The organism is Ciceribacter thiooxidans, from assembly GCF_014126615.1.
GTDB lineage: Bacteria > Pseudomonadota > Alphaproteobacteria > Rhizobiales > Rhizobiaceae > Allorhizobium > Allorhizobium thiooxidans.
Map to the genome: position 1 here is coordinate 3,325,023 of NZ_CP059896.1, position 22,540 is coordinate 3,347,562.

The 22,540-nt window shown below is 60.7% G+C and carries 24 protein-coding genes, 1 tRNA gene and 1 pseudogene; 8 read left to right on the plus strand and 18 right to left on the minus strand.

Going from position 1 to position 22,540, the window contains the following annotated elements; translation table 11 throughout:
* Positions 1–50: 50 nt before the first annotated feature.
* Positions 51–563: an A24 family peptidase gene (locus H4I97_RS16475; protein ID WP_182305692.1), complete on the minus strand. Its 513-nt coding sequence runs from the start codon at positions 561–563 to the stop codon at positions 51–53.
* 161 nt (positions 564–724) lie between these two features.
* The gene (locus H4I97_RS16480) at positions 725–901 is read right to left on the minus strand and encodes a Flp family type IVb pilin (protein WP_182305693.1); all 177 of its coding nucleotides are present in this window, start codon (positions 899–901) and stop codon (positions 725–727) included.
* A 483-nt stretch (positions 902–1,384) separates the two neighbouring features.
* Here H4I97_RS16480 and H4I97_RS16485 point away from each other — a divergent pair, with 483 nt between their 5' ends.
* The 7 genes from H4I97_RS16485 to H4I97_RS16515 all read left to right on the plus strand — a co-directional run bounded on the left by H4I97_RS16485 (position 1,385) and on the right by H4I97_RS16515 (position 6,904).
* Positions 1,385–1,753, plus strand: a complete 369-nt coding sequence (locus tag H4I97_RS16485; protein WP_244658798.1) for a pilus assembly protein N-terminal domain-containing protein — start codon at positions 1,385–1,387, stop codon at positions 1,751–1,753.
* Between the two features lie 137 nt (positions 1,754–1,890).
* Positions 1,891–2,499 carry a TadE/TadG family type IV pilus assembly protein gene (locus H4I97_RS16490; protein ID WP_182305695.1) on the plus strand — a complete coding sequence of 203 codons (609 nt, stop codon included), beginning with the start codon at positions 1,891–1,893 and terminating at the stop codon, positions 2,497–2,499.
* Positions 2,500–2,612: 113 nt separating this feature from the next.
* The gene (locus tag H4I97_RS16495) at positions 2,613–3,122 is read left to right on the plus strand and encodes a TadE/TadG family type IV pilus assembly protein (RefSeq protein ID WP_182305696.1); all 510 of its coding nucleotides are present in this window, start codon (positions 2,613–2,615) and stop codon (positions 3,120–3,122) included.
* 114 nt (positions 3,123–3,236) lie between these two features.
* On the plus strand, positions 3,237–4,457 hold the full coding sequence (locus H4I97_RS16500; RefSeq protein ID WP_182305697.1) for a phosphopentomutase: 1,221 nt from the start codon (positions 3,237–3,239) through the stop codon (positions 4,455–4,457).
* Positions 4,454–5,446 (plus strand): adenosine deaminase, encoded by a 993-nt coding sequence (locus H4I97_RS16505; protein WP_182305698.1) that lies wholly within the window; start codon positions 4,454–4,456, stop codon positions 5,444–5,446. The genes H4I97_RS16500 and H4I97_RS16505 overlap by 4 nt, the downstream gene beginning before the upstream one ends.
* 160 nt (positions 5,447–5,606) lie before the next feature.
* The gene (upp, locus tag H4I97_RS16510) at positions 5,607–6,236 is read left to right on the plus strand and encodes a uracil phosphoribosyltransferase (RefSeq protein WP_182305699.1); all 630 of its coding nucleotides are present in this window, start codon (positions 5,607–5,609) and stop codon (positions 6,234–6,236) included.
* 155 nt (positions 6,237–6,391) lie between these two features.
* Positions 6,392–6,904 carry a retropepsin-like aspartic protease family protein gene (locus H4I97_RS16515; protein WP_182305700.1) on the plus strand — a complete coding sequence of 171 codons (513 nt, stop codon included), beginning with the start codon at positions 6,392–6,394 and terminating at the stop codon, positions 6,902–6,904.
* Positions 6,905–6,928: 24 nt separating this feature from the next.
* Here the strand turns inward: H4I97_RS16515 and deoA are convergent, their stop codons facing one another.
* From deoA to H4I97_RS16565, 10 genes are all read right to left on the minus strand, one after another.
* A complete protein-coding gene (gene deoA / locus H4I97_RS16520; protein WP_182305701.1) occupies positions 6,929–8,239 on the minus strand; it encodes a thymidine phosphorylase in 1,311 nt (436 codons plus the stop codon).
* A gap of 3 nt (positions 8,240–8,242) precedes the next feature.
* Positions 8,243–9,016, minus strand: a complete 774-nt coding sequence (gene deoC / locus H4I97_RS16525; RefSeq protein ID WP_182305702.1) for a deoxyribose-phosphate aldolase — start codon at positions 9,014–9,016, stop codon at positions 8,243–8,245.
* On the minus strand, positions 9,003–9,818 hold the full coding sequence (locus tag H4I97_RS16530) for a purine-nucleoside phosphorylase (RefSeq protein ID WP_182305703.1): 816 nt from the start codon (positions 9,816–9,818) through the stop codon (positions 9,003–9,005). Before H4I97_RS16530 ends, deoC begins: the two co-directional genes overlap by 14 nt.
* Positions 9,815–10,207, minus strand: a complete 393-nt coding sequence (locus tag H4I97_RS16535; protein ID WP_182305704.1) for a cytidine deaminase — start codon at positions 10,205–10,207, stop codon at positions 9,815–9,817. The genes H4I97_RS16530 and H4I97_RS16535 overlap by 4 nt, the downstream gene beginning before the upstream one ends.
* Position 10,208: 1 nt before the next feature.
* Positions 10,209–11,180 (minus strand): ABC transporter permease, encoded by a 972-nt coding sequence (locus H4I97_RS16540; RefSeq protein ID WP_182305705.1) that lies wholly within the window; start codon positions 11,178–11,180, stop codon positions 10,209–10,211.
* Between the two features lie 11 nt (positions 11,181–11,191).
* Positions 11,192–12,295, minus strand: coding sequence for an ABC transporter permease (locus H4I97_RS16545; RefSeq protein WP_182305706.1), 1,104 nt, complete (start codon positions 12,293–12,295; stop codon positions 11,192–11,194).
* Positions 12,296–12,302: 7 nt separating this feature from the next.
* Complete coding sequence (locus tag H4I97_RS16550; RefSeq protein ID WP_182305707.1) at positions 12,303–13,823, minus strand: ABC transporter ATP-binding protein; 1,521 nt, start codon at positions 13,821–13,823, stop codon at positions 12,303–12,305.
* 68 nt (positions 13,824–13,891) lie between these two features.
* On the minus strand, positions 13,892–14,884 hold the full coding sequence (locus H4I97_RS16555) for a BMP family lipoprotein (protein WP_182305708.1): 993 nt from the start codon (positions 14,882–14,884) through the stop codon (positions 13,892–13,894).
* A 237-nt stretch (positions 14,885–15,121) separates the two neighbouring features.
* Positions 15,122–15,772 (minus strand): peptide-methionine (S)-S-oxide reductase MsrA, encoded by a 651-nt coding sequence (msrA, locus tag H4I97_RS16560; RefSeq protein ID WP_182305709.1) that lies wholly within the window; start codon positions 15,770–15,772, stop codon positions 15,122–15,124.
* A 37-nt stretch (positions 15,773–15,809) separates the two neighbouring features.
* Complete coding sequence (locus H4I97_RS16565) at positions 15,810–16,127, minus strand: hypothetical protein (RefSeq protein WP_182307689.1); 318 nt, start codon at positions 16,125–16,127, stop codon at positions 15,810–15,812.
* Between the two features lie 185 nt (positions 16,128–16,312).
* On the opposite strand from H4I97_RS16565, the gene H4I97_RS16570 reads away from it, so the two are divergent.
* Positions 16,313–16,402 (plus strand) — tRNA-Ser (locus H4I97_RS16570).
* 24 nt (positions 16,403–16,426) lie between these two features.
* On the opposite strand, the gene H4I97_RS16575 is transcribed toward H4I97_RS16570, so the two are convergent.
* The 6 genes and pseudogenes from H4I97_RS16575 to H4I97_RS16600 form a co-directional block, all read right to left on the minus strand.
* Positions 16,427–16,900, minus strand: a complete 474-nt coding sequence (locus H4I97_RS16575) for an SRPBCC family protein (protein ID WP_182305710.1) — start codon at positions 16,898–16,900, stop codon at positions 16,427–16,429.
* Positions 16,901–16,973: 73 nt separating this feature from the next.
* On the minus strand, positions 16,974–18,278 hold the full coding sequence (gene pncB / locus H4I97_RS16580; RefSeq protein WP_182305711.1) for a nicotinate phosphoribosyltransferase: 1,305 nt from the start codon (positions 18,276–18,278) through the stop codon (positions 16,974–16,976).
* 130 nt (positions 18,279–18,408) lie between these two features.
* A complete protein-coding gene (locus H4I97_RS16585) occupies positions 18,409–18,693 on the minus strand; it encodes a hypothetical protein (protein WP_182305712.1) in 285 nt (94 codons plus the stop codon).
* Positions 18,694–18,787: 94 nt separating this feature from the next.
* Positions 18,788–19,750 (minus strand): 2-hydroxyacid dehydrogenase, encoded by a 963-nt coding sequence (locus H4I97_RS16590; protein ID WP_182305713.1) that lies wholly within the window; start codon positions 19,748–19,750, stop codon positions 18,788–18,790.
* A gap of 16 nt (positions 19,751–19,766) precedes the next feature.
* Positions 19,767–21,394, minus strand: a pseudogene (locus tag H4I97_RS16595) (ABC transporter ATP-binding protein).
* The gene (locus H4I97_RS16600; protein ID WP_182305714.1) at positions 21,391–22,539 is read right to left on the minus strand and encodes an ABC transporter permease; all 1,149 of its coding nucleotides are present in this window, start codon (positions 22,537–22,539) and stop codon (positions 21,391–21,393) included. The pseudogene H4I97_RS16595 and the gene H4I97_RS16600 overlap by 4 nt, the downstream one beginning before the upstream one ends.
* Position 22,540 lies beyond the last annotated feature (1 nt).

Consider the following 22,540-nt stretch of genomic DNA (forward strand, 5'->3'; position numbering starts at 1 on the left):
ATGATCAGGAATTGGTGTAATTATAGTTAACGGGTGACTTACAGGGATGGTTAACGAAGACTTTCCAATGCCTGAGCAACAAGCGGCGACTGCGCATAGGAGGCAAGCCCCCCGATGGCAATTGCGATGCCGTAGGGAATCTTCTTAGCGGCAAGAATGGAGTGTGGAACCGGAAGACCCATGGCGATCACCAGATTGGCACGGCCGCGCAACAACAGGATCAGCAACGTCAGGACGCCGCCGGCATACCCCACATAAATCAGAAAGACGAGGAGCGACTTCGTCAGTCCGAACCAGACCGCGGCGGCAGTCAGAAGCTTGGCATCGCCACCGCCCATGACGTTCAAGGCGAAGAGAGCGAATCCCCCGGCGAAGACGACGGCGGCTGCGGCCATGTGCATCCCAAAGCCGGACCAGCCGAGGCCGGAGAAGGGCGCAGCCAGAAGGAATGCTCCAAGAAGAACCGCCGGGATGCGATTTGGAATCGTCATCTCGAAGAGATCTGTAAGTGCCGCCAGAGCGAGACAAAGTGGAAATACCACAAAAATTACAGCTTGAATCATGGTGCGCCTGCGCCCTGCCACTTGATACTGCACAGCTTAGCAGCAAAGGCTTACGAAAATACGAAGTCGAATCGCCCCCATGCTCCGCGCGACGCAAAAAAGCCGCCCCATGACGAGACGGCTTGTTCTGCTCCGAAGAGCGTTGGCGTATGGATCGCGGCTTACTTGCCAGCGTTGTCCAGCTTGCCTGCGAGGCCACTGAACTGGGTGTTCAGCGAGTTGCCGAGGGTCGTGGCGCCGGTGATGAGGGCGACGGAAATCAGGGCGGCGATCAGGCCGTATTCGATGGCGGTCGCGCCGGATTCGTCTTTCATGAAGCGAGCGAAAATCTTGGACATGGGTCTCTCCTAATCCACAGAGGGTTGTTCAGCACTTCCTGCAACTGTTCGCCGTTGCTCGGATGAGTGCAAACTAACGCTGGCCCATTGCCATCGACTTAAAAAACTACGTTACCAAAGGCTGAATTCGCGGAAGCCCGCGGTTTGGTAAACGACGGCTTGCCGTATTTCGTCGCATTCGAGAAAATGTCCCGCAACCGCTGCGAAGGCGGGCAAAGGCGTTTCTGCAACGCGATTACACGCCGGCAAGCAACGGTACCGGCAGCCGCGGACACATGTCCCATTCATGGACAATCTCGACTTTCCGCGTGGTCTCTGCCCCGGATTCTTCAGGGGTTACAGATAGCGGTATTCGGCATGTGTCGATTTAACCCTTCATTCACCAATCCAGAGCATCCTTAACGAGGCGTTTCGCTACCCACAGTGCACAGAAGGCCCGCAGGTATGATCCTCCGTATCGGTTCGTTTTCGATTGTCGTCGGCATGCTGGCGGCCGGTCTGGCCACGCCGGCGCTTTCCGCAGACGAAATGATGCGTGTCTATATGAATCAGGCGCGGGTCCTGAAACTCGATCGTCCGGTCAGCAAAGTCATCGTCGGGAATGCCGAGGTTGCTGATGCCACCGTTGCCGATGCAAAGACCATCGTCCTGACCGGTCGTGCCTTCGGAACCACTAATCTCGTCCTGCTCGACGCCGACGGCAACGCGATCGTCGATGAGCGTATCCTCGTGTCCATCGACGAAGGCAATACCGTGCGTGTCTTCAAGGCAACTGAACGCACCGTTCTATCGTGCACACCGAACTGCGAGATCCACGCTCAGGTTGGCGACTCTTCCGCCGCTGCCCAGTAGATCACTGACCGGCGGTATTCCGAGGAATTCACTAAATTTTCCGAGGCTCGCGCAACCAAAAATCAATGTTTCACGACGATCATGCCTGCTTGACATCCGGACACTGGTCGAAAGCGATGAATGCAGGCACGAGTGACATGAGCGGCGGCTTGGCCGAGCGGCAGCGCAAGAAAGGGATATGGCGGCGGTTTCGGCGCTCGCGCGACGGTGCCGCGGCGATCGAGTTCGCGATCCTGGCCATCCCCTATTTCATGATCATCTTCGCCATTCTGGAGACCTTTGCCGCGTTTACGGCCGAGCAACTGGTCACCAACGCCGCGAACACGCTGGCCCGCGAGCTGCGTACCGGCAAGATCACCTATAATCTCGGACGAACAACGGACAAGACGTCGGTGGAATTTCGCCAGGCGTTCTGTGACGAGATCGCGATTATGATCGCGTGCTCCGCAACCGAGGTTTCGACGCCGTCCTCACTCTATCTCGATGTCCGGACTTTCACCAAGTTCAGCGACATTCCGACCACGATCCCGCGGGTTTCCACGGCGGCCTTCGCCGATATCGACACGTCCGCATTCGCATACAGTCCAGGCGGACCGAAATCGATCAACATGCTACGGGCCTACTATCGCTGGACCGTCCTCACCGATCTCGTCCGTCCTTACATTACGACCGTCCGCCCTGCCGGAGGTTCGAGCTATTTCCTTATCGTGGCGACGACAGCTTTCCAGAACGAGGACTACCCGTGAGAGCTTCCGGAAACCCCAGCACAAGCTGCGCTTCCGCGCTCTTTCTTCGGGCGCAGAAGGCACTCTCGCGCCTATTCCATCGTTTCGGGCGTTTTTCCGCCGATGAGAGCGGCATGGGCGCAGTCGAATTCGCACTTCTCATGCCGCTTCTCATCTTCGTCTATCTCGTCTCCTTCGAACTGACGATCGGGCTCAGCGTCAACAAGAAGGTGACCAATGCGGCGAGCGCCGTGGCCGATCTCGTGACGCGCCAGACCACGATCGACAAGACCTATCTCGCCTCTATGGACGACGTGGCGCAGGCGATCTTCGTGCCCTACGGCACTTCCGGCCTCGACCTCAAGATCACCGGCATCAAGATCGACGCCAGCAGCAAGGCGACGGTCGCTTGGTCATGGGAGAATAACGGAACGGTCCCCTATGCAGTCGGCAGTACGATCTCCGTGCCGTCAAGCATGCTCTCTGCAGACACTTTTCTCGTCCATGCGGAGCTCGCCGTGCCCCACGAACTCCTCATGTATCTGCCAAACATGTCCGGCAGCGAAATCAAAAGCATCACTCTCGGCAAAGACTTTTACTATCGCCAACGCGTAGGTACCGAGATCACCTGCTCCAACTGTTGAGCGAAACGCCACCGGCAATTTGCCAATTTCAGCGTCAGGCGCTATGCATGCGCTTGAATACGTGACTTTCTTTGCCGCATGGCGGCTGTCGGTCGCGGCAGTTTCGGGTGGACAATGGCACGGGCGTTTCTTTTCGTACTCGATTCCTTCGGCGTCGGTGGCGCCCCCGATGCCCGCGACTACGGGGACGATGGTGCGAACACTCTGGGGCACATCGCCGAATTCTGCGCGGCGGGTGCCGGCGACCGCAAGGGTCTGCGCTCCGGGCCGCTTTCGCTTCCCAACATGTCATCGCTGGGTCTGGTGACGATTGCCAGGCTTGCGAGCGGACGGGCACCGGCCGGCATGCCGATGCCGGACCGCGTCTTTGGCTTGCATGGAGCGGCGAGCGAGGTTTCTCGCGGCAAGGACACCCCCTCCGGCCACTGGGAGATGACCGGAACGCCAGTGATGTTCGACTGGGGCTACTTTCCGGCCGAGGGCGATGCCTTTTCGCCGGACCTGGTGGAGGCGATCTGCCGCGAGGCCGAACTTCCCGGCATCCTCGGAAATTGCCATGCCTCGGGAACGGAAATCATTGCCAGGCTCGGAGAAGAACACATCCGCACCGGCAAGCCCATCTGCTACACGTCGACCGACTCGGTCTTCCAGATCGCCGCCCATGAGAGCCACTTCGGCCTGGAGCGGCTGCTGAACCTCTGCCGCATCGTCCGTAAGCTCGTCGACCCGCTGAATATCGGACGTGTGATCGCGCGACCTTTTATCGGGGAGACACCGGCAACCTTCGTGCGGACCGGCAATCGCAGGGACTTCTCTGTCCTGCCGCCTGAGCCGACGCTTCTGGACCGTATAGTAGAGGCAGGCGGGAAGGTGCACGCCGTCGGAAAGATCGGCGACATCTTTGCCCACCAGGGTGTCAGCGATCTCACCAAAGCAAATGGCAACATGGCCCTGATGGACGCAACGCTCGAGGTCATGGACCATTCCGACGACGGCGATCTCGTCTTCACCAATTTTGTCGACTTCGATATGCTGTACGGGCACCGCCGAGATGTGCCCGGCTACGCCGCCGCGCTGGAGGCGCTTGACCGGCGACTACCCGAAGTTCACCGCAAACTGCGCCCCGGCGACATGGTGGTATTGACCGCGGACCACGGTTGCGATCCCACCTGGCGGGGCACCGACCATACCCGCGAACGCGTCCCCATCATGGCCTTCGGGCCTGGTATCAAGTCCCGTCAGGTGGGCGTACGCAGCACGTATGCTGACATCGGCGAGACAATTGCCGCCCATCTCGGAATTCCTGCCGGACGGCAAGGACGGAGTTTTCTTTGACACGACACATGAAGAAGGCAGAGCTGCACTGCCACATCGAAGGCGCGGCGCCGCCTTCGCTCGCTCTCGCCCAGGCGGAGAAGTACGGCATAGACACCAACGGCTTCATTCGTGATGGTGCCTACGTCTGGAACGATTTCACGAGCTTCATCGCGTGCTACGACGCCGTCGCCTCCGTTTTCCGGACGGCTGAGGACTATGCCCTTCTGGCCGAAGCATATCTTCTGGAACTCGCCGCGGCGAACACCATCTATAGCGAACTCTTCATATCGCCGGACCACGGCGAAGCCGTCGGCCTGCCGGCGCTCGACTACATCGAAGGCCTGGCCGCCGGCATCCGGTCGGCCAAGGAAAGAGCCGGCATCGAATGCCGGATGATCATCATCGGTGAGCGCCACCTCGGTCCCGAGAATGTTTTCAGCCGCGCGAAATTCGCCGCGAAACTCGGTCACCCGCTGGTGACGGGCTTCAACATGGCGGGCGAGGAGCGCATGGGGCGGGTCGCCGACTACGCGCCTGCCTTCGACATCGTGCGCGAGGCCGGGCTCGGCATCACCATTCACGCCGGAGAACTCTGCGGCGCCTTCAGCGTTGCGGATGCGCTGGACCTCGTTCGGCCGACACGCATCGGCCACGGTGTCCGGGCCATCGAAGAGCCAGATCTCGTGAAGCGGCTCGCTGACCTGGGTACGGTCCTCGAGGTTTGCCCCGGCTCGAATATCGCGCTGAAGGTCTTCCCTGACTACGAGAGCCATCCCTTGCGGAAATTCGTCGAGGCCGGCGTTCGTGTGACCCTCAATTCCGATGATCCACCCTTCTTCCATACCTCGCTCGCGCAGGAATACGACACGGCGTCGAAAATAATGGGTTTTATGGATGACGAGATCGATGCGATGACGCGCACCGCGTTGGAGGCCGCCTTCGTCGACGAGGAGACGCGAAAGTCCCTCCTTGCTCGCCTCGAACCGGTCCCTGCGGTGCGCATGTAGCACTTCGTGCAACGCCGTCTCGTGTCTTCAGGAACGTTTCCATACGACCGACCGACAGGCAGATGGGGATGATCTTCCAAAACACGGCACTCCCCTTGCAGCGCGTGCCTGGAACGTGGAAAACAGACTAATACGCAAGATAATAAGAGAAGGCACAACCATGGACGGCGTCAAAGTCATCGATCACCCGCTCGTGCAGCACAAGCTGACCATCATGCGCCGTAAGGAAACCTCCACGGGGAGTTTCCGTCGGCTGCTGCGCGAAATCTCGACACTGCTCTGCTACGAGGTCACGCGCGATCTCGAACTGAAGATGGAGACGATCGAAACCCCGCTCACGGAAATGGATTCGCCTGTCCTCGAGGGCAAAAAGCTCGTGTTCGCCTCCATCCTGCGCGCTGGAAACGGCCTGCTCGAGGGCATGCTCGAACTCGTGCCGTCCGCCCGCGTCTCGCATATCGGCGTCTACCGCGACCACGAAACGCTGCAGCCGGTCGAATACTATTTCAAGGCGCCGGAAGACATCGCCGAACGATTGATCATTGTCGTAGATCCGATGCTGGCCACCGGCAACTCCTCCATCGCCGCAATAGATAAGTTGAAGGAACGCGGCGCCCATAACATCCGCTTCCTGTGCCTTCTGGCTGCACCTGAAGGAATCAAGAATTTTCGTGAAGCCCATCCGGACGTGCCGGTCTTCACCGCGGCGATCGACAGCCATCTCAACGAAAAGGGTTACATCGTGCCGGGGCTGGGCGATGCAGGCGACCGGATGTACGGAACGAAGTAGCATTAGACAAAACTTAACCATCGAACCAAGAAACGGTCGGCTGGGCTCCTCGGCCGGCCGTTTTTCGTCGATGTGTTAGCCGGTTCTTCAGCCCATTTCATGAACACTTGTGACCGTTCCGGTTCCGTCGTGGAACCACGAAAGCGGTGACAAGCATGCTGATGCGCAGTCTGATGTTCGTATTTCTCTCGGGTGTCGTTGCCCTTCAGATGTCGTCGTCCTTCGAAAGTTGGCAGAACACACTCGGCGAGGAACCCGCGGGGAAAGCAGACCCCGTCGCGAACGCCGCGGTTCCCTCAGGTACATCCATCCTGAAGGCCGATGCTGTGGGTCATTATCGCGGCCTGTTCAAGCTCAACGGGAAACCGGTCGAGGGGATGGTCGACACCGGTGCATCCGCCGTTGCGATCAACGAGAGCACCGCACGCCGCCTCGGATACGGCGCCGCAGCCCTGGACTTCCGCTATACGGTGAACACGGCCAACGGCCGGAGCGAGGCCGCGGTCGTTAAGCTGAAACGTGTCGAGGTCGGCTCCATCAAGATCGAAGATGTTGACGCCCTCGTGCTGCGAGACGACGCACTCTCCGACACGCTGATCGGCATGAGCTTTCTCAGTCGCCTGAGCAGCTACAAGGCCGAACGTCGCTCACTGACCATGGTTCATTGAACCGCTGCCCGCATTCTGAGAGCGCTAGGCCATTCTTTTCAGGACTACCGGGCGGCTGGGCGGAGCCTCCTGCGCTATGGCGTAAGCTGCCTGCACCGTCTGGGCCGCGCGTTCTCCACTGTCATGATCTGCCGCGTGGACGGTCGCGATCATGTCTCCCTTCGACACCGGCGTACCGATCGGCAGCAAGCCGCTGAGACCGACGCGGGGATCAATGGAGTCAGAGGGCTTCGTGCGGCCGCCACCAAGCGCGACGACGGCAAGCCCGAGCGCACGGGTATCGCAGGCCGATACCCACCCTTCGCGAGCAGCAAGAACCGGTATCTCGATTGCGGCGGCGGGCAGATGGACATCAGATCGTTCGATGAAATCGGCAGGACCACCGAGCCCACGCACCATCCTGCCGAAGATCTCGGCCGCCTTTCCTGAATAAAGCGCACTGCGGCAACTCGTCTCCGCGGTCGCAGCATCGGGCGCAAGACCCGCGTTGACCAGCATCTCCGCGGTCAGCGCGAGCGTCACCGTCTCTAGTCTTGTACCTGCCTTCCGGCCGAGCAGAAAATCGACACAGTTGCGAACTTCGATCGCATTGCCGGCACAGTCAGCGAGCGGCTCGTTCATGTCTGTCAGCAAGGCCGATGTCTTGACGCCGGCACCATTTGCGACACGCACGAGAGAGCCGGCAAGTTCCTCGGCTTCGGCAAGGCTCGCCATGAAGGCACCGTTGCCGACCTTCACATCGAGCACCAGCGTCTGCAGTCCCGCCGCCAGCTTCTTCGACAGTATGGACGCCGTAATCAGCGGTACGGACTCCACGGTCGCGGTAACGTCGCGAATGGCGTAAAGCCGCCGGTCCGCCGGAGCGAGATCGCCGGTCTGGCCGATGATGGCGCAGCCGACCTCTTCCACTGTGCGGTGGAACGTCGCCGCATCCGGCATGACCTGGTAGCCCGGGATCGACTGCAGCTTGTCGAGCGTGCCGCCCGTATGGCCGAGGCCGCGTCCGGAAATCATTGGAACGGCGAGTCCGCAAGCGGCCGCGATCGGCGCAAGCATCAGCGACACGTTGTCGCCGACACCGCCGGTCGAATGCTTGTCGGCGATCGGTCTCCCCACCCCGGGCCACGCGAGAATTTCGCCCGAGTCGCGCATGGCGATCGTCAGGGCAACGATCTCTTCGGCCGTCATCCCGCGGAAAAAGACCGCCATGGCAAAAGCGGCGATCTGCCCCTCCGACAAGGTGTCATTGCTCAGAGCGGCGATGAATTCCGATATCTCTCCGCTCGTCAGCACGGCGCCGTCGCGTTTGCGTCGAATAATTTCCTGAGGCAGCATCCGTCAGTACCCCGTCCTTTCTTCAAGCGGCTTTCCTTCGCCGAGGATCGAGATAATGTCGTCCAGAAGCCCCGACGCCCCGAACCGGAAGGTGGACGGCATGACCCAGTCATCCCCCATGATGGTTCGTGCGTGACGCAAGTAAAGTGCCGCATCGGCAACGCTGGAAATCCCGCCGGCCGGCTTGAATCCGACCTTCCGGCGGCTGTCGCGGATGGCGAGCAACATAATGTCGGCAGCCTCGAGCGTGGCGTTCACGGCAATCTTGCCCGTCGACGTCTTGATGAAATCGGCGCCGGCGGCAATCGCAAGTTCCGACGCGCGGCGAATGACGCCCGCGTCCTTTAGCTCTCCCGTTTCCAGAATCACCTTGAGAAGCGCGCGCTCGTCACAAGCGGTACGGATGGCCTCGACCATTTCCGTCACCGCCGACTCGTTGCCGGCGATCAGCTTGCGATAGGGAATGACGAGGTCGATCTCGTTCGCGCCATCGGCTATGGCGCCCATTGTTTCGGCCACCACCTCGGCAACCGAAAGTTCGCCCGACGGGAAATTGACGACGGTTGCGATTCTGATCGGGCTGTCCGCACCCAAGATCGCTCGCGCTTGCCCGACGAAGCGCGGCCAGATGCAGATCGCCGCGGTATGACCGTATATCGTCTGCGCCCTTGTGCAAAGCTCAACGATCGCCTGCGGCGTGCAATCATCCTTGAGGTTCGTCAGGTCCAGCAGGGACAGCGCGACGGCTGCATTTGCTCTCAGTTCATGGATTTCCAAGATCTGCTCCTTCGCCGCTGATCATCGCCTTGAGAACCGCTGCCAGTCGTCTGCCACCGATCGGCGCCATGTCCTTGGTCTCTTCGTGGCTGAGTTCGGCACCTGTCATACCGGCACCGTAGTTGGTGATCACCGAGGCTGCAGCGACACGCAAGCCGAAAAAGCGAGCGAGAATCACTTCGGGTACGGTGGACATGCCGACGGCGTCGGCGCCGAGTATCCGCGCCATCCGGATTTCCGCCGGCGTTTCGAAACTCGGGCCCGAGAACCACATGTAGACGCCACTCGCAAGCGGGACGTCGACCGCGGCCGCCGCTTTGCGCATCGCCGCGGCGAGATCCGCATCATAGGCGGACGTCATGCCGACGAAACGTTCGTCACTCTCTTCACCGATCAATGGGTTTCGGCCCGAGAAGTTGATGTGATCGGTGATCTGCATCACCGAGCCTGGTGGCAAGTCTTCGCGCAGCGATCCCGCGGCGTTGGTCAGGATAAGGGACTGAACGCCCAACCCCTTCAGCACCTGGATCGGCAGGCGCATCGCGCCAGGGTCGCCCTTCTCATAGTAATGGACACGTCCGGCAAGCATGATTACGGGAACGCGATCCAACCACCCCGCCACCAGCTCGCCGGCATGACCCGAGACGCCGCTGACCGGAAAACCCGGAAGATCACGGTATGAAATGCGAACCGGATCGGCCACCTCGTCCACCAGCGAGCCAAGCCCGGAACCGAGAACGATGCCGTATCGGGGCAGCAAACCGTTCAGTCTCTCGACGAGGAGAGCAATGACGTCACTCATCCGAGGCTCTCCGTCTTGAAGGCGAAAGGCAGGAGCTCGTCCATGGTGAGGGTCTTCTGCACACCGCCATCGTCACAGAGATAAATGCGCGTTTCGGGTCCGGCAAACTCGGCAATCTTCTGACGGCAGCCGCCGCAGGGAGGGCAGAGCGCCAATTTTTCCGCGATAACGGCCATCTCGACGATCTTCCTGCCCCCACCCATAATCATGCAACCGATCGCCGTCGGTTCGGCACACCAGCCCTGGGGAAAGGAAAGGTTCTCGATATTGGCGCCGGTATAGACCTTACCGTCATCCGCACGGATCGCCGCACCCACCGGAAACTTCGAATAGGGCGCGTGGGCGTATTTCATCGCGTGGCGTGCGGCTTCAAAAAGCTCCCTGGACATCTCAACGCTCCTTCACATAGGGCACGCCACCGGCCTTCGGCGGGTTCGCTGAGCCAATAAGACCGGCAAGCAGGACGCAAGTCAGGATATAGGGCAACGCCTGGAAAATCTGAACCGGCACCTCGCCGATGCCCGGGACCGATTTGCCCTGCATGAAATTGGCAAAGGCGTCGAGGAAACCGAAGAGCAGGCAGGCGAGCATGACCGGCACCGGCCGCCATTTGGCGAAGATCAGCGCGGCAAGGGCGATATAGCCCTTGCCGGCCGACATGTTGTTGATGAAGGCGGCCGACTGGGCAATCGCCAGATAGGTTCCCGAGAAGCCGCAGAGGAAGCCGGCAACGAGCACGGCACGGTAGCGCAGCCACGTCACCGAAATGCCGGCCGTGTCGACTGCACCGGGATTCTCGCCGACGGCTCGCAGACGCAGGCCGAAGCGCGTGCGATAGAGCACCCACCAAGAGAGCGGAACCGCAAGGAAGGCGAGATAGGTGAGCAGGTTGTTACCCGAAATCACATGCATATAGATCGGCCCAATCACGGGCACGTCGTGCAGCAACTCGGCTCCCGGTAAGTGGATAGGGCCGAAACGGGCATCGGCGGGCAGACCAGGCGTGCGACCGCCCTGCCGGAACCAGGCCTGCCCGAGGACAGCGGTCAGGCCTGCCGCCGCAAAATTGATCGCAACACCGGAGACGATCTGATTGCCTCGATTGGTGATCGAGGCAAAACCATGCACGAGCGAAAATGCCATGGAAACCCCGATGCCCGAAGCCAGCCCCGCCCACGGCGAACCGGTCAAGTATGCGGCAGTGGCGGAGGCGAAGGCGGCAGCGAGCATCTTGCCCTCGAGCCCGATGTCAAACACGCCTGCGCGTTCGGAAAAAAGTCCCGCAAGAGCGGTGAAGATCAACGGAATCGACAGGCGAACCGTAGAACCGAGGATGCTGACGAGAATATCGAAGTAATCCATGGCAGCAGCCCTCAACCTCTCGCCAGTTGCTGATAGATGCGGACGATCGCCGGCCGGAACATGTATTCGAGCGCGCCGGCAAACAATATGACCAACCCCTGAATGACGACGATCATATCGCGAGTGATGTTTGGCATGTCGAAGGAGAGTTCGGCACCTCCCTGGTAGAGAACGCCGAACAGGATGGCAGCAAGCACGATACCGACCGGATGATTGCGCCCCATCAGCGAAACGGCGATTCCGACGAAGCCCGCACCACCGACGAACTCCACCTGCAGGCGGGCCGAGGCCCCCATCACCGGATTGAGTGCCATCATACCGGCAAGCCCACCAGAGATCAGCATCGTGATGATAACGATCTTCACATAGGGAATGCCGGCGTAGGCGGCAGCCGACCGGCTGATTCCCAAGGTGCGCATCTCGTAACCAAACTTGGTGCGCCAGATCAGCACCCAGACCAGCGCCCCCATCACCAGCGCGATCAGGAACGATACGTTGAAGGGCGCCGGACCAAGCTTCAACCCGAACAACGCCATCAGCCAGTCAAGCTTCGGCAACTGTCCGCCCGGAAGAAAGGTTCTCGTTTCCGGTGCCATCTTGCCCGGTACGATCAGGACGTTGACCAGCAGATAGACCATCAGAGCTGCGCCGATGAAGTTGAACATGATCGTGGTGATGACGATATGGCTGCCGCGCTTGGCCTGCAGCCAGGCGGGGATGAACGCCCACGCGGCCCCGAAGAGGGCAGCAGCGACCACCGCAAACGGCATCGTCACGTACCAGGGCACATAACGGTCGAGCGCAAGGGCCGCGAGAGCGGCGCCAAGACCACCGACATAGGCCTGCCCTTCCGAACCGATGTTGAAGAGGCCGGCATGGTAGGCGACCGCGACCGAAAGGCCCGTGAAAATGAAGTTGGTGGCGTAGAACAACGTGAAGCCGATGCCCTCGCCACGTCCAAGTGCGCCCTGCAGCATGAGAACAAGGGCATCGTAGGGATTTTCCCCGATGATCCAGACGACGAATCCGGAGACGAGAAAGGCGAGAATGAGGTTGATCAGCGGCAGCAGCGCGTAATTGATCCAGTTCGGAAGCGGTACGGAAGCAGTGCTCATTTCGACCTCAAGCGGCAATACCGGCCATCATCAGGCCGAGCGTCTGTTCGCCGGTATCCGGCGTCTTCTCGCCGACGATCTTGCCGGCAAACATCACCAGGATACGGTCGGAAAGCGAACGGATCTCATCAAGTTCGACCGAGACCAGAAGCACCGCCTTGCCGGCGTCGCGCGTCTCGACGATGCGGCGATGAATGAATTCAATGGCGCCGATGTCGACACCGCGCGTCGGCTGCCCGACAATCAGCAGCTTGGGATCGCGCTCTATCTCGCGGGCGACGACGATCTTCTGCTGGTTGCCGCCGGAGAAGTTGGCCGTCTTTAGCCGTGGGTTCGGTGGCCGGATATCGTATTTCTCGATCTCGTCGAGCGCCGCCTTGCGTACGGCGTCGGGATCGAGGAATAGGCCTTTGCCATAGCGCTGGTCGCGATGATAGCCGAGAATCGCGTTCAGGCTTTCCTCAAACGGAAGCACGAGTCCCATGTGGTGACGATCTTCAGGTATGTGGGCGAGGCCGAGGCCGCGCAGTCTTGCCGGATCGAAGCCGGTGACGGACTCCCCCTGGATCAGGATTTCTCCAGAGGCCGGCTTGCGAATGCCGGTTATCGCTTCCAGAAGTTCGCTCTGTCCATTGCCCGCGACCCCCGCGATGCCGAGGATCTCGCCGGAACGCACATCGAACGAGACATCATCGACCATGGTGACACCGCGGCTGTCCTTGACGGTCAGGTTCCGGACCGAGAGGAAGACCTCGCCAGGCTTGGCGGCTCCCTTTTCGACATGAAGGAGCACGCGACGACCGACCATCAGTTCAGCAAGCTCCTCGACCGTCGTCTCCGAGGTCTTGCGGGTCGCAACCATTTCTCCGCGTCGCATGACGGAGACCGTATCGGTGATCGCCATGATCTCGCGCAGTTTGTGCGTGATGAGCACGACTGTCTTGCCCTGATCGCGCAGGACACCCAGAATTTTGAAAAGGTGGTCGGCTTCGGAAGGCGTCAGCACGCCCGTCGGCTCGTCGAGGATCAGAATCTCGGCGCCGCGGTACATCGCCTTCAGGATCTCCACACGCTGCTGGAGGCCGACCGGCAGTTCCTCAATGACGGCATCGGGATCGACCTCGAGCTCGTAATCGTCCTCAAGCTTCTTCAGGGCGCTGCGCGCCGCTTCCGTTCCCTTTCCGAGAAGCGCACCACCTTCCGCACCCAGCATGACGTTCTCGAGAACCGTGAAATTTTCCACCAGCATGAAGTGCTGATGCACCATGCCGATACCAGCGGCGATCGCGGACTGGCTGTCGCGGATGGCCACCGGCCGTCCATCAACATGGATCGCGCCGCTGTCGGCCTGGTAGAAGCCGTAAAGAATCGACATCAACGTCGATTTACCTGCACCATTCTCTCCGATGATGCCGTGGATCGAACCCTTGGCAACCGTCAGGTTGATGTTCTTGTTCGCGTGCACCGCGCCGAACTTCTTGTCGATCCCGATCAGTTCAATCGCAGGTGCCTGACTCGTTGCATTCATTCCGGGTCCCCTGGACATAGTAAGGGCGCAGCACGGCCGAAAAGACCGCCCTGCGCCCGCAGCTCAGATCACTTCGGGCAGGAATTGTCCGACATGTAATCGTGAACCTTGACGGTTCCGGCAATGATGTCGGCCTTCGCCTTTTCGACGGCAGCCTTCATGTCGTCGGTAACAAGCTTCGCGTTGTGCTCGTCAAGTGCATAGGCGACCCCGTCTTCCTTCACGCCGAGCGCCTGGACACCGGCCGAGAACTTGTCACCCTTGGCGTCGGAATAGGCGTTGTAGACGGCGAGATCGACGCGCTTAACCATCGAGGTGAGGACCGAACCCGGATGCAAATAGTTCTGGTTGGAATCGACGCCGATCGACAGCTTGCCATTGTCCGCCGCCGTCTGCAGCACGCCGAGACCCGTCGCACCGGCCGCCGCGTAGATCACGTCCGCACCCTGGTCGATCTGGTTCTTGGTGAGCTCACCGCCACGCACCGGATCGTTCCACGCAGCACCGGTCGTGCCGGTCATGTTCTGCAGCACCTGAATGGACGGGTTGGCAGCGCGGGCACCCTGTTCATAGCCGCACTCGAACTTGCGGATCAGCGGGATATCCATGCCGCCGACGAAGCCCACCTTGCCGGTCTTGGAGGCCATGCCGGCCAGAATACCGACGAGATAAGATCCCTCCTCCTCCTTGTAGACGACCGAGCGAACGTTCGGCAGGTCTACAACGGAGTCAACGATCACGAACTTGGTGTCGGGAAATTCGGTGGCTACCTTTTCGATCGCCGAGGTCCAGGCGAAGGAAACGGCAACGACGGGGTTGTAGCCCTTGGAGGCGAAGTTGCGGATCGCCTGTTCGCCCTGGGTATCACCGGTCGGCTCGAAATCGCGGTAGTCAATGCCGGTCTCGGCCTTGAACTTTTCCGCGCCGGCGTACGCGGCCTCGTTGAAGGACTTGTCGAACTTGCCACCCGTGCCGTAGACCAGCGCCGGCTTGACGTCTGCTGCGAGCGCTGTTGCCGACATGGCCGCCAAGGCAATCAGGCTCAAAAGGGTTTTCTTCATTGTTCAGCCCTATTCTTTCTTTCTATTTAACGTATTAGGTCCTCCCGCAAGCGCTTCGACACGCGTGACTGCGGAACCACCGACCCCGCCCAAGGGTCCCGGCTGGGCAGCATCCTTGCATGGCTTTTGGAAAAATTCATCCGGTTTTTTTCAGTTGGTAAAGATTCGCCGAGATCCCGCCCGGAGTGTTTTATCGATGCCGAAAATTAAACCAGATCAAAGCGGTGGCACCCGCCTTCATACAGCGGGGCACGTCACGCCGGTTCCCTTCAGGCCGCAGTAGCCGCCGGGGTTCTTGGCAAGATACTGCTGATGGTAGTCTTCAGCGTAGTAAAACTCGGGAGCGAGAACAACCTCCGTAGTAACGGTGTTCTTGCGCCCGGCTGCGATCAGCGCCTGCTGAAACCCGTCACGCATGCCCTGCGCGCGTTCGAAGTCCTCGACACCTTCGACAAAGATCACCGAACGATACGTGGTTCCGACGTCATTCCCCTGGCGCATACCCTGGGTCGGGTCATGATTTTCGAAGAAGATCTTCAGCAGGTCTTCGAATGGAACCGCGTCGGGATCGTAGACGACCTTGACCACTTCGGCATGGCCGGTCAGACCGGTTACCGTCTCCTGATAGGTCGGGTTCGGCGTGAAGCCGCCCTGGTAGCCCGCGGCCGTTACCCACACGCCCGCCGTCTGCCAGAAGAGGCGTTCCGCACCCCAGAAACAGCCCATACCGAAAGAGACGGTCTTCATTCCCCCCGGATAGGGACCTTTCAGTGGTCGGCCATTGACGAAATGGGTAGTCGCCGTCGGAATGGGCGACGGCCGACCGGGCAGAGCCGTCTCCGGCGTCGGCATCGTCATCTTCTTGTTGAACATGTCGATCAGGAACATGTGACTCTCCATCCTGCGCCGAAAACGGCGCTCTTGGTCAGGCGGCGAAACGCCCTGCAGCCGGCCGCCTCTTGTATCCGATCATCCACAGCACCAGAGAAAGGGCGAGGAAGACCGAAAACGCCGGAAGCGGCAACAGCCATCGGATCGCAAAGCCCCAAGCCTTGGGTCCCCAGTCGCGCTGTACCGTGTCGCTAACGACATTCAGCGTGTCGGGGCTCAGCTCGAGCCACGCGATACCGAGCGGGGTAACAACAACCTCGGACGCCGAGACGGAGGCGATCGAGTCCAGGACGCCTGCCACCACGGCGATGCAGAGCGCGACCAGACTCAGCAAGCGGAATACAAAACGTATCAATCTCTTCTCCGCCGGTCCGGGCGCCCGTACCACGACGCTTCAAGGCTCATGGCAATGATTACATAGGGTTTCGGAAGGGCAAGTCAAAATTCTGTCAGATTCCGGTTGATCCCGGACGAATCCTCGGTATATATCGCGCCCGACCGGCCGCATTGCCTTTCTCGGCATACTGGCTGTCAGACGGACAGGTGGCCGAGTGGTTTAAGGCGCACGCCTGGAACGCGTGTGTACGTGAAAGCGTACCGAGGGTTCGAATCCCTCCCTGTCCGCCATCCCCTTTTCACTCCCTAGACGCTTCAGGCAGACGGCAAGGCGGCCTCTTGTGCCGGTCCGGCGACCAGCGCGGCAAAGCGCGAAAAGAACTCCCCCGCCAGCTTTTTGGCCGTCGAGTCGATGAGCCGGCTGCCGAGCTGGGCGATCTTGCCGCCGACTTCCGCTTTGACGTTATAGGTGAGTACGGTCACCGCGTCACCGTCGGCTTCAAGCGCAACCTCTGCGCCTCCTTTGGCAAAACCGGCCATCCCGCCCTTGCCCTCGCCGCTGATCGTATAGGAGCGTGGCGGGTCGAGGTTCGAAAGTGCGACAGCTCCCTCGAACTTCGCCTTGATCGGGCCGATCTTCAGCACGACCTTCGCGGTCATGTCGGTATCGCTCGTCTTGTCGAGGCTCTCGCAGCCCGGGATGGCTTGTCGCAAGATCTCCGGGTCGTTCAAAGCTTGCCAGACGGCGCCGATCGGCGCCTCTATGCGTTCCGTTCCGCTCATGTCCATGGTTGATCCTCCCGTTCCGCAAGCTCCTCGCCGGCAGCTTACAGGCGCCCCGATCTGCTTGGCAAGGCTGCGATCAGACGACGACGGGCTGCTCGACACGGCCGGAGCCGCCGAAAAATCTCAGGTAGCGCTCGATTTCGGCCGGCTCTCCCGTCGCCTTGCGCGGATTGTCGGAGAGTTTGACGGCCGGCAGGCCGTTGGCTTCACTCACCTTGCAGACCAGCGAGATGGGCTTGAGGCTCTCGATCTCACGCGGAGCGCAGCCCGCAAAGTCGTTGGTAAGGTTGGTACCCCAGCCAAAACTCATCCGGACCCGGCCCTCGAAGTGCCGGTACGTGTCGATGATCGCGTCGACGTCGAGCGCATCAGAGAAGATCAGAAGCTTCTGGCGCGGATCGCGGCCCATCTTCCGCCACCACTCGATGATCTCCTCACCGCCCTCGATCGGCGGCGCGCTGTCGGGGCGGAACCCGGTCCAGTCTGCAACCCAGTCTGGTGCGTCGCGCAGAAAAGCCGCGGTACCGAACGTATCCGGCAGCACGATCAGCAGGTTGCCTCCGTAGAGCTGCTTCCAGTCGCGCAGTACCTGGTAAGGAGCAGCTGCCAGTTCGGCGTCATTCCGCGCGAGTGCAGCAAGGACCATGGGCAGTTCGTGAGCATTGGTTCCAACCGCCTCGAGGTCAGAGTCCATCGCAAGCAGGACGTTGCTGGTGCCGGTGAAGGCGGGACCGATCCCTTCCTTGAGCGCTTCGACGCACCAGCGCTGCCAGAGGAAGCTGTGCCGACGGCGCGTGCCGAAATCGGAGATCCTCAGTCCCGGCAGGTCGCGCAGCCGCTCCACCTTGGCCCACATCTTGGCTTTGGCGCGGGCATAGAGAACATCCAGCGTGAAGAGGCCCAGAGACTTCAGAACCGCGCGCGAACGCAACTCATTGATGATGGCGAGTGCCGGAATTTCCCACATAGTGGTTTCCTTCCAGCGCCCGTGGAAGTGCAGGACATATTGGCCGTCCTTTTTCGACAGCTCGTATTCCGGGAGTTGAAAGTCGGCAAACCAGCTCAGGAACTCCGGCTCGAATATCTGCGATTTGCCGTAGAAGGTATTACCAGCGAGCCAGATTGCCTCTTTCTTCGTGAGGCGCAACGAACGGGCGTAGTCGAGCTGCTCGCGCAATTCCCCCTCGTCGATCTCGTCGGCGAGACGCACGGTGGTTGTCCGATTGATTACGCTGAAGGTGGCGTCGACATCCGGATACCGTTTCCAGATCATCTGCAGCATCAGAAGCTTGTAGAAGTCGGTGTCGATAAGGCTTCGGACGATGGGATCGAGCTTCCAAGTGTGGTTGTACACACGCGTCGCGATATCGGTCTTGGTCATCGAATGTCCGCCCTGCCAGAAACGGCCGGGTCAGGCCGCCAGTTCACGAGCCGGCCAGAGGGTCGACTGCTTCCGACGCAACCTTATCGAAAAAACCTCTACCAAAGTCCATAGCAGAACGGAGGCTACTTCAGCCGCCGCTGTTCGTTCCGCCGTTGGCGTCGCTCGGCGTGGTCGGCGACGCCGGTTGTTCTGTCCGGGTGTCGTTCGATTCCCGCTCCGGGGCAATCGCATTGCCCCACCACTCGACCGGCACCCAGAACAACATCGCAAGGATCAGACCCACCAGCAGGACGACCAGCACCGGCCGGCCGAGAGAGCCCTGCCGTGTCTGAACGGCAGGCGCAGGTCTGGGCCCCTCGCCGTCACGACTGTTCTCGATATGGTTTTCCTGCTTGTCCGGGCGGCTTGCCATGGCTTTCTCCTCACCGCGTTGCTTCCCGCTCTCGAGCGATCAAGGGAGGAACGGGCGGCTGGGGCCAATGTTCCCGGCAAGCACGCCGCCGAGGTCAGTAGCCCGCCTCCCGGTCTACGACGTGCTGGAGCGGCATGCCCGATTCGAACCGCTCTATCTGCTCCTCGACATGAGCGAAGAGGGCCCTGACATCGGAGGCGGCAGCGGCATGCGGCGTTACGATCACATTCTCCATGCCCCACAGCGAGCTTTCCTTGGCGAGGGGCTCCTGTTCGAACACGTCGAGCGATGCTCCGCCCAAGACACCTTTTTCCAGCGCATCAACGATATCGGCCTCGACCTGGCTGCCGCCCCGCCCCGCATTGATGAAAACCGGCTTGCCGAGCGCACCGCCCTGATGCAGACCGGCAAACAGGCGCGCGTCGTAAATGCCTCGCGTATCGGGCGTAAGCGGCAACAGGCCGACGAGGATGTCGGTCCGGCCGAGGAATGTGTCGAGGCCGGCGGCATCGAAGGTCTCTATACCCTCGATCACCTTCGGGGTTCGAGACCAGCCGATGACGTTGAAGCCCATAATCTTGAGCTTTCTGGCTGCGTCCTGACCGAGAACGCCGAGCCCCATGATGCCGACGGTCACATCGCGGGCCTCCGGTTGGGGATCGATCTCGTGCCAGACCCGCGCGCGCTGCTGCACCGCATAGGTCGGAACGCGCCGGAGATGCGCAAGCGACTGCAGCACGACCCACTCGCTCATGCGGTCGGTCAGGCTACGGTCTACAAAGCGCACGACGGGCAGGTCCGGCAAGTCATAGGCCGAGAGAATGTGATCCACACCGGCACCACCAGAGAAGATCACCTCCAGGTTGCTTGCGCGAATGAAGAGTTGCGGGTCGGGCTTCCAGACCACCGCATAGAGAACGCCGCTCAAATCGCGACCGGCATTTTCGGGCAGCGCCATATCGATGACTTCGCGGCCGGCGAAGGCGTTCGCGAGCGCAGCCATGACGCTTGCACGGCCGAACTTGAGATCAATGACAACAGGGCTCTTCGCGGCCATGGGATACCTTATCCTGCTACTGACTGATTGCGGCGGTTCTGACCGCCTCGAGATTGAAGGCTGCGGCGAGCAAAGCGCGGGTGTACTCGGTCTTCGGATCTCCGAAGATTTCATCAGCAGGTCCCTGCTCCACCACCTGCCCCATGCGCATGACGATGACGTCGTTTGCAAGTGCCTTCACGACGCGCAAATCGTGGCTGATGAAGAGGTAGGCGAGGTCGTGACGCTTCTGCAGGTCACGCAGGAGATCGACCACCTGCGCCTGCACGCTCATGTCGAGCGCAGACGTCGGTTCGTCGAGCATGACGAAACGAGGCTTCAGCACCATGGCGCGCGCGATCGCGATCCGCTGCCGCTGACCGCCGGAGAACTCGTGCGGGTATCGCCACCGGGTTGCGGTATCAAGGCCCACTTCCTCCAGCGCCCAGCAAACCCTTGCATCGCGCTCATCCGCAGAAAGATCGCGTTCGTGAACCTTCAGTCCTTCGGCAATGATCTCGCCAACCGACATGCGGGGACTCAGGGAACCATAGGGATCCTGGAAGACGATCTGCAGGCGGTTGCGCAGAGGACGCATGTCCTTGTGCGAATAGCCGTCGATTTCCTGGCCGATAAAGCCGATCCTCCCGGTCGAGGAAATCATGCGCGCGAGCGCCAGACCAAGTGTGGTCTTGCCCGAACCGGATTCGCCGACCACGCCGAGCGTCTGCCCGGCCCGGAGCACCATGTCGACGCCATCCACCGCCTTGACGTGATCGACCACCTTGCGCAGGAACCCCGTCTTGATCGGAAACCAGACACGAATGTCCTTGCCCTCCATCACGATCGGCTTGCCGGGATCGGAAGGCGGCGGCGCCCCGCGCGGCTCGGAGGCGAGAAGATGGCGCGTGTAGGCATGTTGCGGATTTGAGAAGATCTCCTCGACCGGACCGCTTTCGACGATACGCCCCCGGTCATGACGCAGACGCGATCGGCGAACTTGCGAACGATGCCGAGGTCATGGGTGATGAACAGCATCGACATGCCGTGCGTCGCCTTCAGCGAGCTGAGGAGCTCAAGTATCTGTGCCTGAACGGTCACGTCGAGTGCGGTCGTCGGCTCGTCGGCGATCAACAACTTCGGACGGTTGGCAAGCGCCATGGCGATCATCACGCGCTGTCGCTGCCCACCCGAAAGCTCGTGCGGATAGGCGGCAAGCCGCTTTTCCGGATCGCGAATACCGACCTGACGCAACAGCTCCAGTGTCCGGTCGCGTGCGGCCGGTCCGCTCATCGCCTGATGCAGGGCGAGAATTTCGCTGATCTGCTTCTCGATCGTGTGGAGCGGATTGAGCGAGGTCATCGGCTCCTGGAAGATCATAGTGACGTCGTTGCCACGCACACGACGAAGATCGACCTCCGAAAGCCTCAGGAGATCACGCCCCTCGAAGAGGATTTCGCCCGACGGATGGCTCGCCGCCGGATAGGGCAAGAGCCGCAGTACCGAATTCGCCGTTACGGACTTGCCGGATCCCGACTCTCCCACCAGTGCGACGACCTCGCCCTGATAAACGTCGAAGCTTACATGATCGACGGCAAGCGTTTCCCGCTCACCCTGCCGGAAGGCAACCGAAAGGTCCCGGACCGAAAGAAGCGCCTCCGTCATTTGAACGCCTTTCTCGGATCGAAGGCATCGCGCACCGCTTCGCCGACGAAGATCAGCAGCGACAGCATGATCGACATGGTGAAGAAGGCGGTGAGACCGAGCCAGGGCGCCTGCAGGTTACGCTTGCCCTGGGCGATGAGTTCACCGAGCGAAGGAGAGCCCGGCGGCATGCCGAAGCCGAGAAAATCGAGCGAGGTGAGCGTGGTGATGGAGCCCGACAGGATGAACGGCAGGAAGGTCAACGTCGCGACCATCGCATTGGGAAGGAGGTGGCGGAACATGATCGTCCAGTTGCCCACTCCGAGCGCGCGGGCGGCGTTCACATATTCGAAATTGCGGGCCCGCAGGAATTCTGCGCGCACGATACCGACGAAACTCACCCACGAAAAAAGCAGCATGATGCCGAGCAGCACGAAAAAGCCAGGCGGCAGGATCGCTGCAATGATGAGCAGGATGTAGAGCACCGGCATCGACGACCATATTTCGATGAAGCGCTGCATCAGGAGATCCGTCCAGCCGCCGAAGTAGCCCTGTACGGCGCCCGCGGTGACGCCGATCACTGCCGAACAGAGTGTAAGGGCAAGACCGAACAGCACCGAAATGCGGAAGCCGTAGATCATGCGCGCGGTGACGTCGCGGGCCTGATCGTCGGTGCCGAGCCAGTTCAGGTTCCCGAGCACGCAGCCCGGATCCTCCGCCCCGAGTGGATATCCCTTGCAACGCTCTTCCTTGCTCATCAGCCAAAAAGGCGGCGTCGGCGCCGAATGGGGGATTTCCGAGTTTACCGTGCGATAGGAATAGCGGATCGGCGGCCAGACCATCCAGCCGTTGGCGTTGATCTCATCGGCGATGAAGGGTGAACGGTAATCGGTGACTGCCAGGAAACCGCCGAACTTCTCCTCCGGATAGTCGACGAGAACCGGAAACAGAAGCTCGCCCTTGTAAGAGGCCAACAGTGGCCGGTCGTTGGCGATCAACTCCGCAAAGAGGCTGAGTACGAAAAGGATCATGAAGAGCCAGAAGGACCAGAAGCCCCGCCGGTTGGCCTTGAAATTTTCGAGGCGCCGACGATTGGTCGGAGAAAGCCAGGGCTTCCTGCCCCGTCCCGCAGTTTCTTCTACCGCAATCGGTTCGGATACGGACATC

What these genes read in the sequence shown, in the direction of transcription:
- H4I97_RS16545 (WP_182305706.1), bottom strand. Translation starts at nt 12,295, where the DNA reads ATGAGCACTGCTTCCGTACCGCTTCCGAACTGGATCAATTACGCGCTG.
- H4I97_RS16590 (WP_182305713.1), bottom strand. Translation starts at nt 19,750, where the DNA reads ATGGCCGCGAAGAGCCCTGTTGTCATTGATCTCAAGTTCGGCCGTGCA.
- H4I97_RS16490 (WP_182305695.1), top strand. Translation starts at nt 1,891, where the DNA reads ATGAGCGGCGGCTTGGCCGAGCGGCAGCGCAAGAAAGGGATATGGCGG.
- H4I97_RS16550 (WP_182305707.1), bottom strand. Translation starts at nt 13,823, where the DNA reads ATGAATGCAACGAGTCAGGCACCTGCGATTGAACTGATCGGGATCGAC.
- pncB (WP_182305711.1), bottom strand. Translation starts at nt 18,278, where the DNA reads ATGACCAAGACCGATATCGCGACGCGTGTGTACAACCACACTTGGAAG.
- H4I97_RS16555 (WP_182305708.1), bottom strand. Translation starts at nt 14,884, where the DNA reads ATGAAGAAAACCCTTTTGAGCCTGATTGCCTTGGCGGCCATGTCGGCA.
- H4I97_RS16530 (WP_182305703.1), bottom strand. Translation starts at nt 9,818, where the DNA reads ATGAGTGACGTCATTGCTCTCCTCGTCGAGAGACTGAACGGTTTGCTG.
- upp (WP_182305699.1), top strand. Translation starts at nt 5,607, where the DNA reads ATGGACGGCGTCAAAGTCATCGATCACCCGCTCGTGCAGCACAAGCTG.
- H4I97_RS16600 (WP_182305714.1), bottom strand. Translation starts at nt 22,539, where the DNA reads ATGTCCGTATCCGAACCGATTGCGGTAGAAGAAACTGCGGGACGGGGC.
- H4I97_RS16500 (WP_182305697.1), top strand. Translation starts at nt 3,237, where the DNA reads ATGGCACGGGCGTTTCTTTTCGTACTCGATTCCTTCGGCGTCGGTGGC.
- H4I97_RS16480 (WP_182305693.1), bottom strand. Translation starts at nt 901, where the DNA reads ATGTCCAAGATTTTCGCTCGCTTCATGAAAGACGAATCCGGCGCGACC.
- H4I97_RS16585 (WP_182305712.1), bottom strand. Translation starts at nt 18,693, where the DNA reads ATGGCAAGCCGCCCGGACAAGCAGGAAAACCATATCGAGAACAGTCGT.
- H4I97_RS16575 (WP_182305710.1), bottom strand. Translation starts at nt 16,900, where the DNA reads ATGGACATGAGCGGAACGGAACGCATAGAGGCGCCGATCGGCGCCGTC.
- deoA (WP_182305701.1), bottom strand. Translation starts at nt 8,239, where the DNA reads ATGCTGCCTCAGGAAATTATTCGACGCAAACGCGACGGCGCCGTGCTG.
- H4I97_RS16495 (WP_182305696.1), top strand. Translation starts at nt 2,613, where the DNA reads ATGGGCGCAGTCGAATTCGCACTTCTCATGCCGCTTCTCATCTTCGTC.
- H4I97_RS16475 (WP_182305692.1), bottom strand. Translation starts at nt 563, where the DNA reads ATGATTCAAGCTGTAATTTTTGTGGTATTTCCACTTTGTCTCGCTCTG.
- msrA (WP_182305709.1), bottom strand. Translation starts at nt 15,772, where the DNA reads ATGTTCCTGATCGACATGTTCAACAAGAAGATGACGATGCCGACGCCG.
- H4I97_RS16540 (WP_182305705.1), bottom strand. Translation starts at nt 11,180, where the DNA reads ATGGATTACTTCGATATTCTCGTCAGCATCCTCGGTTCTACGGTTCGC.
- H4I97_RS16515 (WP_182305700.1), top strand. Translation starts at nt 6,392, where the DNA reads ATGCTGATGCGCAGTCTGATGTTCGTATTTCTCTCGGGTGTCGTTGCC.
- H4I97_RS16485 (WP_244658798.1), top strand. Translation starts at nt 1,385, where the DNA reads ATGCTGGCGGCCGGTCTGGCCACGCCGGCGCTTTCCGCAGACGAAATG.
- H4I97_RS16535 (WP_182305704.1), bottom strand. Translation starts at nt 10,207, where the DNA reads ATGTCCAGGGAGCTTTTTGAAGCCGCACGCCACGCGATGAAATACGCC.